The 12,362-nt window shown below is 35.4% G+C and carries 14 protein-coding genes; 10 read left to right on the top strand and 4 right to left on the bottom strand.

The genetic code is table 11. The features are described from left to right. Nucleotides 1-15: 15 nt before the first annotated feature. The 4 genes from ABEB23_RS02690 (at nucleotide 16) to ABEB23_RS02675 (ending at nucleotide 2,888) form a co-directional block, all read left to right on the top strand. Complete coding sequence (locus ABEB23_RS02690) at nucleotides 16-543, top strand: hypothetical protein (protein ID WP_348810832.1); 528 nt, start codon at nucleotides 16-18, stop codon at nucleotides 541-543. 39 nt (nucleotides 544-582) lie between these two features. Continuing rightward, complete coding sequence (locus ABEB23_RS02685) at nucleotides 583-1,407, top strand: alpha/beta hydrolase (RefSeq protein ID WP_348810831.1); 825 nt, start codon at nucleotides 583-585, stop codon at nucleotides 1,405-1,407. Nucleotides 1,408-1,418: 11 nt separating this feature from the next. Next, a complete protein-coding gene (locus ABEB23_RS02680) occupies nucleotides 1,419-2,246 on the top strand; it encodes a sulfurtransferase (protein WP_348810830.1) in 828 nt (275 codons plus the stop codon). A 93-nt stretch (nucleotides 2,247-2,339) separates the two neighbouring features. Further along, the gene (locus ABEB23_RS02675; RefSeq protein ID WP_348810829.1) at nucleotides 2,340-2,888 is read left to right on the top strand and encodes an RBBP9/YdeN family alpha/beta hydrolase; all 549 of its coding nucleotides are present in this window, start codon (nucleotides 2,340-2,342) and stop codon (nucleotides 2,886-2,888) included. A 22-nt stretch (nucleotides 2,889-2,910) separates the two neighbouring features. On the opposite strand, the gene ABEB23_RS02670 is transcribed toward ABEB23_RS02675, so the two are convergent. Beyond that, nucleotides 2,911-3,363: a YbhB/YbcL family Raf kinase inhibitor-like protein gene (locus ABEB23_RS02670; protein ID WP_348810828.1), complete on the bottom strand. Its 453-nt coding sequence runs from the start codon at nucleotides 3,361-3,363 to the stop codon at nucleotides 2,911-2,913. Nucleotides 3,364-3,588: 225 nt separating this feature from the next. Continuing rightward, a complete protein-coding gene (locus ABEB23_RS02665) occupies nucleotides 3,589-3,924 on the bottom strand; it encodes a tRNA-binding protein (protein ID WP_348810827.1) in 336 nt (111 codons plus the stop codon). 115 nt (nucleotides 3,925-4,039) lie between these two features. Between ABEB23_RS02665 and ABEB23_RS02660 the strand changes: the two genes are divergently transcribed. Both ABEB23_RS02660 and ABEB23_RS02655 read left to right on the top strand, forming a co-directional pair. Beyond that, nucleotides 4,040-4,594 carry a thioredoxin family protein gene (locus ABEB23_RS02660; protein WP_348810826.1) on the top strand — a complete coding sequence of 185 codons (555 nt, stop codon included), beginning with the start codon at nucleotides 4,040-4,042 and terminating at the stop codon, nucleotides 4,592-4,594. A 368-nt stretch (nucleotides 4,595-4,962) separates the two neighbouring features. Further along, the gene (locus tag ABEB23_RS02655) at nucleotides 4,963-5,352 is read left to right on the top strand and encodes a GreA/GreB family elongation factor (protein ID WP_348810825.1); all 390 of its coding nucleotides are present in this window, start codon (nucleotides 4,963-4,965) and stop codon (nucleotides 5,350-5,352) included. A gap of 143 nt (nucleotides 5,353-5,495) precedes the next feature. On the opposite strand, the gene ABEB23_RS02650 is transcribed toward ABEB23_RS02655, so the two are convergent. Continuing rightward, nucleotides 5,496-6,428, bottom strand: a complete 933-nt coding sequence (locus ABEB23_RS02650; RefSeq protein ID WP_348810824.1) for a peptidylprolyl isomerase — start codon at nucleotides 6,426-6,428, stop codon at nucleotides 5,496-5,498. Between the two features lie 246 nt (nucleotides 6,429-6,674). Between ABEB23_RS02650 and ABEB23_RS02645 the strand changes: the two genes are divergently transcribed. After that, nucleotides 6,675-6,995 carry a panthothenate synthetase gene (locus ABEB23_RS02645; RefSeq protein ID WP_348810823.1) on the top strand — a complete coding sequence of 107 codons (321 nt, stop codon included), beginning with the start codon at nucleotides 6,675-6,677 and terminating at the stop codon, nucleotides 6,993-6,995. Between the two features lie 131 nt (nucleotides 6,996-7,126). Here ABEB23_RS02645 and ABEB23_RS02640 read toward each other — a convergent pair whose 3' ends face one another. Continuing rightward, a complete protein-coding gene (locus tag ABEB23_RS02640) occupies nucleotides 7,127-8,020 on the bottom strand; it encodes a TlpA family protein disulfide reductase (RefSeq protein ID WP_348810822.1) in 894 nt (297 codons plus the stop codon). A 551-nt stretch (nucleotides 8,021-8,571) separates the two neighbouring features. Between ABEB23_RS02640 and ABEB23_RS02635 the strand changes: the two genes are divergently transcribed. From ABEB23_RS02635 to rplS, 3 genes are all read left to right on the top strand, one after another. Next, nucleotides 8,572-10,944, top strand: a complete 2,373-nt coding sequence (locus ABEB23_RS02635; protein ID WP_348810821.1) for a nitric-oxide reductase large subunit — start codon at nucleotides 8,572-8,574, stop codon at nucleotides 10,942-10,944. Nucleotides 10,945-11,127: 183 nt separating this feature from the next. Next, nucleotides 11,128-11,805 (top strand): tRNA (guanosine(37)-N1)-methyltransferase TrmD, encoded by a 678-nt coding sequence (gene trmD / locus ABEB23_RS02630; protein ID WP_348810820.1) that lies wholly within the window; start codon nucleotides 11,128-11,130, stop codon nucleotides 11,803-11,805. A gap of 153 nt (nucleotides 11,806-11,958) precedes the next feature. Next, nucleotides 11,959-12,309, top strand: a complete 351-nt coding sequence (gene rplS / locus ABEB23_RS02625) for a 50S ribosomal protein L19 (RefSeq protein WP_348810819.1) — start codon at nucleotides 11,959-11,961, stop codon at nucleotides 12,307-12,309. Nucleotides 12,310-12,362: the final 53 nt, after the last annotated feature.

Genomic DNA, 12,362 nt, shown 5'->3' with positions numbered 1-12,362 from the left:
AATAAAAACCAAAAAATGAAGAAAACAGTTGCGCTTTTCACCATCACTTTATTCCTAACAACTTCCGCTCTATTTGCTCAGACCCCATTAAAAGAATACAAAGCCGGTCATATTTTTTATATTAGTTTACCGGATTATATGAGCAAAACGGTAGAATTAAACAGTTCCGCCATCATACAATACAAAAGTGCCGTGAAAGACGTTTATGGTTTCGTCATTGAAGACAATAAGGAAGAACTGGCATTAGCCGACTTAAATTATGTTTCCCTTGCCGAATTCTATGAAGACTTCATCAAAGATTTTGTTGTCGACCAAGATAAAAGAGCGGTCTCAAAGCCTATTTATAAAAAAGTGGGCACCACCAATTTTGTTGAATCAGACGTGACTTACTACGACAAAGAGGCCACAATTGAAATTTATTATTTGGTTGGAATTGTGGAAACTAAAGATGCTTTTTATAAAGTATTATCTTGGTCATCAGCCGAAAACAAAGACAAATTTAAAGCCGATTTTCAAAAAATCCTATACAGTCTAAAGGACTAAATAGCTGATTAAAGATTGAATCAAAAATGACAATTTAACATGAAAAAATTTTTTCTTTTCCTTTTTACATTCTCTTTTTGCATAACCGTTTCGGCTCAGAAATTAGAATACACATCACAACTAAACATTCCGTATTACTCAGATGCAGTAAATAAAACAGATGCTTACATCAAGGAAAGATGTGTTTTGGATGTTTATTATCCAAAAAACAGTAGCGGCTTTGCAACCGTAATTTGGTTTCATGGCGGTGGATTAACAAGTGGAAGTAAAGAACTCCCAGAAGCCCTAAAAAATCAAGGAATTGCCGTGATTTCAGTAAATTATCGTTTAGGACCAAAGGTTAGCGCTCCAAAATACATTGAAGATGCTGCTGCAGCCGTAGCTTGGGCTTTTAAAAACATCCATACTTTTGGTGGAGATGAATCCCTTATTTTTGTATCTGGACATTCCGCAGGAGGTTATTTAGCGAGCATGGTCGGCTTGGACAAAAAATGGCTGAAGGCAGAAGGAATCGATGCAAACAGAATCGCAGGACTGATTCCGTTCAGTGGACAGGCAATTACCCATTTTTTAGTTCGGAAAGAACGCGGTATTCCTGATACCCAACCGGTAGTAGATGAATTCGCTCCCCTTTTTCACGTTCGGGCAGATGCTCCTCCTTTATTACTCATAACCGGAGATCGAGAATTAGAAATGTTAGGGCGTTATGAAGAAAATGCTTATTTGATGCGCATGATGAAAATTGCTGGACACAAAGACACTAAATTATACGAATTAGACGGATTTGGCCACAACATGACAGAACCTGCTTTCCCTTTATTACTGAAGGAAGTGAGACGAATTATTAAGGAAAAGAAGAACTAAAACTAAATCAAATGACAGAACCAATCGTTAGTACTGCATGGCTTCATACTCATCTTGAAGATCCGAAGCTAGTTATACTGGATGCCAGTTTAAAAGACAATCAAGCAAGTTTGAAAACGGATTTAGAAAATATTCAAATTAAGGGTGCGCGCTTTTTTGACATAAAAAACACCTTTAGCGATACAACAAATCCATTACCAAATACCCTTCCGACTCCCCAACAATTCGAAGCTGAAGCTAAAAAATTAGGGATCAACAAGGATAGTACAATTGTCGTTTATGATACTTTAGGCATCTATTCAAGTCCCAGGGCATGGTGGTTGTTTAAAATAATGGGGCACGAAAATGTGGCTGTTTTAGACGGTGGATTACCCGAATGGATAAAAGAAGCCTATCCTACTGAAGAAATACCTCAAAATCAAAACTATACTGTCGGGAATTTTGAAGCCAAATTTATTCCGGAATTGGTAAAATCCAAAGAACAGATTTTAGAAAATATACAAACCAAAGAAGCGGTATTGGTCGATGCACGGGCAGAAAACCGATTCAAAGGAATAGGCGATGAACCCAGAGCCGGTTTAAGAAGCGGACATATTCCCGGTTCCATAAATGTTCCTTACACCCAAGTCCTGCAAAACGGAAAATTTTTACCGAAAGAAGAATTAATTAAAATCTTAAAAACAGAAGACAAACCTCAAATGTTCACTTGTGGATCTGGCATTACAGCCTGCATTGACCTAATTGCCTACGAATTGATTGCTAAAAATCCTAAATCAGTTTATGATGGTTCATGGACCGAATGGGGACAATTGGAAAATCTTCCTATAGAGAAAGCCTAAATTCCTTTTTTAAGTCTTTTTACAAAACTAGAAAAACAGTTATATTTACATCCGTTTAAGTCTACCAAGACGTTATCATACAAATCAGTACGAATGGAACCAAAATTATTAATCCTTCCGGGACTTGGAGACTCTGGAGAGGAGCACTGGCAAAGTTATTGGCTACGTAAATTTGAAAATTCAACCAAGCTTATTCAAGATAATTGGGATGAACCTATACTCAATGACTGGCTCCACAATCTAAATGAAGCAATCCTAAAGTTAGACTCTCCAACCATTTTAGTAGCACATAGTTTAGCAGTTTCGATGGTTATGCATTGGGCTTCCGCCAATAATAATCCGAATATTGTAGGCGCTTTATTAGTTGCCCCTGCCGACGTAGATTCATCTGAGCACGCACCAGAAGTAATTTGGAATTTTGCACCTATACCGACAATACCCTTCGCTTTTCCTTCGATCGTTATAAGTAGTGAAAACGATCCCTATATTTCGATTGAAAGAGCCGAATATTTAGCCCAACAATGGGGAAGTGATTTTGTAAATGTGGGTCAAAAGGGACATATCAACTCCGAATCAAATTTGGAATTTTGGGAAGAAGGACAATTAATCCTTGAACAACTGATTCAAAAAATCAATTCTTAGTTCGATATTGTTTTCAAAACGATTATCTTTTATACAAACCAATCAGATCTCCTGAGGAAATAATATGCCCTTTCATAGCATTTAAGAGTTCCTGTTGATCAGTATTTACCGGTAAATTAAGTTTAGCGTTTAAAGCATACACTTTAAAATGATAATGGTGTGTGCCACGTGGCGGACATGGGCCAAAATAATTATTTTCACGCATACTGTTTTTACCTTCCGTTCCAGGCCTGCTATCTTCTTTTATCGTATTTTTTGGTGGAATATCCCACATCAACCAATGGCAAAATGTTCCATTAGGTGCATCCGGGTCATCTACTATAAGGGCAAGACTTTTTGTTGAAGCAGGCAGGTCTTCTATTATGAGCTCCGGATTTATATTTAAGCCGTCACAAGTATATTTTGAAGGGATATATTCATTGTGCTTAAAAGCTGTACTTTTTACGGTTAAGGTAGTACTTATTATTGCAGACATGATATATAGTATAATAAGGTTCATAATCTTTTTCATTAATTGGATTGCTCTCAATTATTTAAAGGATTGCCATGAATCAAACGACAATCTTATTTAGAACAAAAAGATTAGTCGTTTGATTAAACAAGCAGTAAATTTACGAATATGTTTTTACATAAAAACCTTATTTGCAACACATTATGATTTTACTAACGTATTCCGAAATTCACAATTCAGCTATTGACTTTACCCAATACGCAAGCCATTTTCTATTTTGAAATCAGGAGCCAATAAAATCACATCGCCCACAGCGCCCACAGCGCCCAGCACAAGGCACTCACTCATGAATTTTCCAATCTGCTTTTTAGGAAAATTGACCACTGCAACAATTTGTCGGTTAACCAAATCTTCCTTCTGGTAGCGCTTAGTAATTTGAGCAGAGGTTTTTCTGATTCCGATTGCAGAACCAAAATCAATTGTAAGTTGGTAAGCAGGTTTTCTAGCTTCGGGAAAATCATTGACTTGCAGAATAGTCCCTACCCGCATTTCTACTTTTTCAAATTCTGTCCAGGTTAATTCCATAATTATATCTGATACTAATTTTGTTATTGTTTCACTGACTAATTTAGCATTTCCAGTCTAAAAAACAATCCTTTTTTCATAACTTTAAAGCTTCAACTGTAAACACAAAACTTCAATGTCAAGAACTCCCTCCAATATGTTACCACTTGGAACCGTTGCTCCGGAATTTTATTTAAAAGACACCAATTCCAATCATTGGTTTTCTTTTGCTGATTTAAAAGGGGAAAAGGGAACTTTGGTAATGTTCATTTGTAACCATTGTCCATTTGTGCGTCATGTTATCGAAGAGATTGTAATGATTGCCAATGATTATCGTGTTCAAGGATTAGGTATAATCGCTATTTCCAGTAATGATGTGGTAAAATATCCTCAGGATGCACCTGAATTGATGACAGAATTCGCTTTTGAAAACAAAATGGAGTTTCCCTATTTATATGATGAAACACAAGAGGTAGCCAAAGCTTATGATGCGGCTTGCACTCCAGACTTTTTCTTGTTTGACAATCAAAACAAATTAGTATATCGTGGTCAGTTAGACGACAGCCGACCAGGAAATGGGATTCCCCTTAGTGGTAATGATTTGCGTGGTGCCATTGATGGAGTGATTTATAATAGAAGCATTAATCCGGACCAAAAACCTAGTTTGGGTTGCAATATCAAATGGAAATAAAAAATAGTAAAGATTAAAATCTTTAACTAACTTTGTGTTTGTGGAAAAATCATCCCTATGATAACTATTACACTTTTTACGGCATTATACCTTTTGTTTTCTTTATCAAGAAGACCGAGTGTTGCTGTACTATTTTCACACAACAAGGCCTTTATCAATTAGGCCTCCGTCTATATAAACTTTTCTTCAGGGCGGAGGATTTCTTTTTTTAATTATGTACTTCATTTGATAGATTTTGTCTCATCAAATGTTTCTCGCTTTACCTATTTTTTTTAATCAGGTTGCTAAATAAAGTTTAGCACTATGGTCACGCATTAATTTACAGCATTCAATAGCAGAACAATAAACACTTTTAAATTCTTAATTTTATGAAACCAACTCCAGTTTTCACAATTACCGATTATACCATTCTTAGGGAATTAGCAAAAAATGCTAAAGACAGCACGAATATTACAGAGATTGCTTTGCTGACACAAGAATTAGACAGAGGTACAATAAGCAAAGAAGACTTTTTTGCTGAAACTATTATCCGAATTAATTCTCATGTAGTAATCGAAGACGTTGCAACCCATAAACAAATGAAAATTCAAATTGTGATGCCTTCACAATCTGATATAAAGGAAGGAAAAGTTTCTATTTTAGCTCCGCTATCGGTAGCTATAATTGGTTTTAAAGAAAATGATGAAGTCGAATGGAAATTGCCTGCAGGAATTAAAACACTAAAAATTATTGCTGTAATTAACACGACAAGTAACTAAGCTACAACTCTTTTAAACACCTCTTAGTGAAGGTGTTTTTTTATATCTAAATTACAGCCATAAAAAAATCCCAAAACTTTCGCTTTGGGATCCTAAATGAATTTGGTTGTTCAATACTGCAAACAGCAGAAAAACACTCAATATTATTTTACGTCCATTAATTCTACGTCAAAAATCAAAGTAGCATTTGGTGGAATTACCCCACCTGCACCACGAGATCCGTAACCTAAATGAGATGGAATCACGAAACGAGCTTTGTCACCTACTTGTAACAAGGCAATTCCTTCGTCCCATCCTTCAATAACATTTCCTCTTCCTAATGGAAATTCAATTGGTTTTTTTCTTGGATAAGAACTGTCAAAAACTTTTCCGTCAGGAAGTTGTCCTGTATAATGTACCGAAACTGTTTTACCGTTTTCAGCTTTTTTACCAGAACCTCTTTGGATGAACTGGTAACGCAATCCGCTTTCTGTTTTTTCGAAACCAGCTGCTAATTTTTCCATTTCAGCTTCTGCAGCTTCACGCTCAGCAGCTTCACGTTTTGCACGAGAACCTTCAAAAGTTCTGAAAGCCTCAACAGCATTCCATTTTTGAGCTTCTTCTCCTACTCTAATGATTTCTAAAGTTTCCAAAACATCTCCTTGAGCAACTGCATCAACAACATCCTGACCTTCGATTACATGTCCAAAAACAGTGTGCTTTCCGTCTAACCAAGGAGTTGGAACGTGCGTAATGTAAAATTGAGAACCGTTTGTACCAGGTCCTGCATTAGCCATAGCTAAAACTCCTGGTTTGTCGTGTTTCAAACTTGGGTGAAATTCATCATCAAATTTGTATCCTGGATCACCAGTTCCAGTTCCTTGAGGACATCCCCCTTGGATCATGAAATCAGGAATTACTCTGTGGAATTTTAATCCATCGTAGTATTTGTTTCCTTGTGGTTTTACTTTATTCTCTAGGTTTCCTTCAGCCAAAGCCACAAAGTTCCCAACTGTACCCGGTGTTAAATCGTGTGTTAGTTTTACTAAAATCGAACCTTTTGCTGTGTTGAATTTAGCGTATATTCCGTTTTCCATTGTTTTGAATTTTTATGAAGCGCAAAATTACGAAATTAATTTTAAAATGGTTATTCGGTTAAACGTTGATTTAGGAATTTGGAAAACAATATTTTAAATTTAGTTTTCTACTCAAAGTCTACACGGACACCAAGATAAATCTGTATCATAAATTTATTGTAAAATATTGATTTAAAGATAATTAAACCAATTTTAAGGCTTTTAAATTTTGTATATTTGACCCTATTAATTTTTAAATCAATCGCAATGAAAATGTTAGTTAACGTTATCTTTCCCATTGAACCTTTTAACTCTATGGTTAGAAATGGTTCCGCTGGAGAAATCATCGGTCGAGTAATTGATGATATCAAACCCGAGAGTATCTACTTTTCTGAACAAGAAGGAAATCGAGGTGCTATTATGATTGTTGAAGTTCCTGATGCTGCTGCTATCCCATCTATTGCAGAACCATGGTTTTTAAATTTTGAAGCGCATTGTGAATTTAGAATTGCAATGACTCCTGACGATTTGGTTCGAGCCAATCTCACTAAACTCGCCGCAAAATGGAATGATGTTCCTGTTTTGTGAAGATAAAAAATCCTTTAAAAAAAGATACGGATTGATTATCCAAAAAAGTATTTAAACAGTTGCCGGATTGCTCTTGCGACTGTTTTTTATTTTGCAAGGCAACAACTTGGTGCATTCCCCAATTAAACCATTTACTCTTTATCAAATATTTCAGCAAGAATTTGTTGCAACTCATTTTTGTTTTTTTCGCCACCGCCCTTCCACTTCCCTATTATCACCCCATTTTTATCTATTAAAACTTTGTGTGGAATTCCGGATACAAAATATTTTTTTTCGATAGAATCGTCATTTTCCAGAGTTGAAACCTGGCTCCAAGAATCTATTTTAAACTTCAAAATGCTTTTTTTCCAATTATCTAAGTTTTCGTCCCTTGATATGTTTATAATTTCAAAGCCATCTGCATTATATTTTTTGTACAAATCCTTTACATACGGAAACTCTTCAACGCATGGCCCACACCAACTTGCCCAAAAATCTAATAAAATATATTTCTTTCCTTTAAAATCGCTCAATGACAATTGTTTGCCATTACTATCTTTAACTGTGAATTCCGGCGCAATACTTCCAATCTTACTCTGCTTAAAGTAACTTAATTTTTCTGCCATTTCTTTAGCTTCTTCACTAGCTTTTACTTCATCTGAAAAATTTTGAAAAACCGATTCATACGTTTCATAAAACCCCATTCCTTCTTGTCTTGTTAACCTGCTGCGAATCAATTTCAAAGCAAGAAGTGAGTTTGGATGAAGTCTTGCAAAATCAAGGTCATTTTGGACCTGAGTCCTTAAATTGCTATCATAAATATTCCATAAATCATCCAATCTAGTATTCAATTTCTTTATTAAAACTGAATCATTACAAATTTTGATTTGCGCCTCACATTCTTTCATCAATTTTGAAACAGAATCATTTACAAATTGGGTAGGCTTATGAAGTTCATCTATTTCTCTCTGAATATGAGCTTCGTCTTGCGCGCAAATCATAAGTGGGAGAAACAGGAAAATTATACTAAGCAGGGTCTTTTTCATTCTACTATGATATTATGTTATGTTTCGTCCCTACGGGACTTTTTGGTACTGGGGTTTCTATTTTTTTTTGCTACCAACATTTAATTCCTAACGGAATAATTTATCTATTGCTCCTTTCAGGTTTAGAAAAAAGTTTTGCTAATTTATTCAAAAATAAATTAAAAGAAAGATTTATTTTACAAATAGTACTTTTAAATCCCTCTAAACCTAGTTCAGATAGTAAGACAAACTGACCAAAATAAATGGCTGCCAAAGAAGAACGTAATCATAGATTTGATTATACGTTGATTTAAGGAAAGCCAATTGAACTTTAGCTTAAAAATAATTCAAATATTTCTTCCTATTTCAAAACATCTAAGCCTAAAACACTATCCTTAATAATTTATTTTTAAGTATTTAACATAATTTATTCTATTTTCAGTAATAAAAGATATATTTGTCCTTTATTCGAATTTATCTATTGATAACTAACCAAATCAATACCTACAATCCGCCAAGATTGATGGGATTCAATAAATTATAAAAGTATAACCAAAAAAACATCAAAATCTATGAAGCCTACAGCAAAAACATCCGGTAGTATTAATTATATCATGAACACCAGAAATTGGTGGAAACCGCTAACATTCATTCTGATAATTAGCGTTCTCGGTGTTGGATTAATAGGATATCAGACTTATGTAGAGGCTCCCCCAATGACAGGATTTGTCAAGGAGGATAATTCTGTTATCATCAGTAATGAATCAATTTTAAAAGGACAAGAAGCATTTCATAAATATGCTTTAATGGAATACGGAAGTATGTTTGGTGACGGTGCACAAAGAGGACCCGATTTCACGGCCGAAGCCTTACATATGATATCCTTATATATGGCTGAGTACTATTCCCAATCGGCATTATTTGATATGAAAAATATAGATTCTGCCAGCAAAAAAAGTTTAATCACTGAAAAGGTCATTAAAGAATTAAAAACTAACAGATACGACACTGAACGAAATCAGATACAGCTTACTCCATCACAGACATATGCTTACTATGAATTGATTAAATACTACAAGGGTCAATTATCAGGACAAGGAAAATCATTACCTGAACATTATATCTCAAACACTGCAGACATAGAAAATCTTAGCTCTTTTTTCTTTTGGGGAGCATGGGTATGTGCAGCAGAAAGACCTGGTTCAAGTTATAGTTATACTCACAATTGGCCTTATGACCCAACTTCAGGAAACACACCAACATCGCCAGTAATCCTTTGGAGTGTCTTAGGTCTTTTAGCATTTGTACTAATGTGTGGAGTTGTTTTGTATTTTATTGGTCAATACAACCAAATTCCCAATAAGTTTTTCAAACCAGCATCTAAAGAATTATTTTCTTTAGAAAGGGTCAAAGACTTTTCTCCTACTAAATCCCAAAAGGCCACTTTCAAGTTTTTTTATGTTGGAATTCTGTTATTTTTCATACAGGTATCCAGTGGCTTGGTGACCATTAACGATTTTATCGATTGGATTGGATTCTTAGGTATTCCGATACAAGAAAGTGTACCTGTAACGATCTCCAGAAGTTGGCATTTGATGTTGTCCTTATACTGGATTTCAACTTGTTGGATTGCTTCCTCATTATTTATAATGCCAATACTTTCTAAAAAAGATGTGGCTGGTCAGATTCCGCTCATTAATACCTTGTTTGTTTTATTGTTTATACTTGTTGGAGGATCCCTAGCAGGAATGGTTTTGGGACCCTTAGGTTACTTAGGGGATAGGTGGCGATTTTTGGGTCATCAAGGATGGGAATTTGTTGATTTTGGCCGATTGTATCAGGTTTTATTGATGATTATATTTATTTTATGGGGAGTAATAATCTATCGTGGATTAAAGCCTGCATTCACTAAAAGTCAACCTTGGAATCTGCCAAATTGGATTGTTTATTCTGTTATTGGTATCCCATTTTTGTTCATATCTGGTTTTGTTGCTAAGCCTGAAACAAATTTTGTAATCGCCGATTTTTGGAGATGGATGGTTATCCATATGTGGGTAGAGGCATTTTTTGAAGTATTTATCACGGTTATTGTCAGTTATCTGATGGTATTAATGGGCTTAGTACGAAAACAAGCTGCTATACGTGTCGTCTACTTTGCCACTATTTTATTTTTAGGAACCGGTCTTTTAGGAATTTCACATAACTTTTATTGGAACGCTAAACCTGTGGCCACAATGGCACTGGGCAGTATCTTCTCGACACTACAATTTGTTCCTCTTATACTATTAACGGTAGAAGCCTGGCGCTTTAAAAACCTGCCTAAATTTGCTGTGAATGGAATTCAGAGCCATCAATTAGGGAATTTTGGATTTCAGGAAGTTTTTTTGTTTTTAGTTGCTGTCAATTTCTGGAATTTTTTCGGAGCAGGCGTTTTAGGAATCATCATCAATTTACCAATCATGAATTATTTCGAACATGGTACCTATTTAACTGTGAATCATGCCCATGCTGCCCTAATGGGAGTTTATGGAAATATTTCTTTGGGAGCATTAGTATTTGCTACCCGATTAATGATAAAGGATGAGAAATGGAATAAAAAAATGATTATCTTTTCCTTCTGGTCCATAAATATAGGACTTCTCCTGATGGTTATATTGGACTTGTTTCCAGCAGGATGCATCCAATTCAAAGCCGTGGTCGAAAAAGGACTGTGGTTTGGAAGATCCGCAGATTTTATTGATTATGGAACATTTCACTCCTTAACCTGGCTAAGAGGAATCGGTGCTACTATCTTTTTTTTGGGTGGAGTTGCGCCAATGACATGGTTTGTTGTCTCAAGATTTAAATCATTAAAGCCGGCGGCCAACAGTATTGATGAAATGGATAACTATCAAGATAACAAAACCGATGATGACGATACAGATGAAGATTACAAATACGCGTAATTACCTCAACTAAATTTGTTTTATTGAACCTCATAATTCCACTAAACCCTAGCCCAGATAGTAGTGAAAATCCTTTATATTTTTTTCTTTAAAAAATATAAAGATTGCAACGAATAGCTGGAAATAGCTCCTGAAAAAAAACTTTGTACCTTTGCAGCTTTGAAACTTTGTATCTTATTAAATATGCGCATAGATATTATTACCGTTCTCCCAGAATTATTAAGAAGTCCGTTTGAGGCTTCGATTATGAAACGTGCTATCGATAAAGGTTTGGTGGAAGTCCATATTCATAATTTACGGGATTACACCACCAACAGACAGAAAAGTGTGGATGATTATCCTTATGGCGGTGGTGCCGGAATGGTAATGACCGTACAACCAATTGATGCTTGTATTACGCATTTGAAAAGTGAAAGAACTTACGACGAAATCATTTATATGTCGCCTGACGGGGAAACCTTGAACCAGAAAATGGCCAATACCATGTCGATGTATGAAAATATCATTATTCTGTGTGGTCATTATAAAGGAGTGGATCAAAGAGTGCGCGACCATTTTATTACCAAAGAAATTTCGATTGGTGATTATGTGTTGTCTGGAGGTGAATTGGGTGCTTTGGTATTATCTGATGCTTTAATCCGATTGATTCCCGGGGTTTTGAGTGATGAAACCTCAGCCTTGACCGACAGTTTTCAGGACGGTTTGTTGTCAGGTCCCATTTATACTCGCCCGGCGGATTACAAAGGATGGAAAGTCCCTGAAGTTTTGACCAGTGGGAATTTTGCCAAAATCGACAAATGGAGGGAAGATAAAGCTTATGAACATACAAAAACCAGAAGACCGGATTTGTTGGAGGAATAAATTACGAATTTGAAATTATGAATTACGAGAAATAATTTATAATTCATAATTCATAATTCATAATTATTTTTTACTTTTGCGCCCACATTAGACCAACCTCTGGCGAGAACCGCGAATGTTGCCCTAATTTAAAACCATAATTAAAAAAATATCATGGCAGATTTATTGAAATTCGTTCAAGACGAGTTCGTAACAAGAAAAGATTTCCCTGTTTTCGGAGCTGGAGACACTATCACAGTTTACTACGAAATTAGAGAGGGTGAAAAAACTAGAACACAGTTTTTTAAAGGAGTTGTTATTCAAAGAAGAGGTTCTGGAAACACAGAAACTTTCACAATTCGTAAAATGTCAGGTGCTATTGGAGTTGAGCGTATCTTCCCAGTTAACTTGCCAGCTTTACAAAAAATTGAAATCAACAAGAAAGGTGCAGTTCGTAGAGCTAGAATTTTCTACTTTAGAGAACTTACTGGTAAAAAAGCTAAAATTAGAGACAAAAGAAGATAGTCTACTATTTCTTTACTATAAAAGTCCCAACAGTGTTGGGACTTTTTTTTTGA

It is taken from the genome of Flavobacterium maritimum, assembly GCF_040049085.1.
Lineage (GTDB): Bacteria > Bacteroidota > Bacteroidia > Flavobacteriales > Flavobacteriaceae > Flavobacterium > Flavobacterium maritimum.
This window is presented reverse-complemented; position numbering and strand designations above follow the sequence as displayed.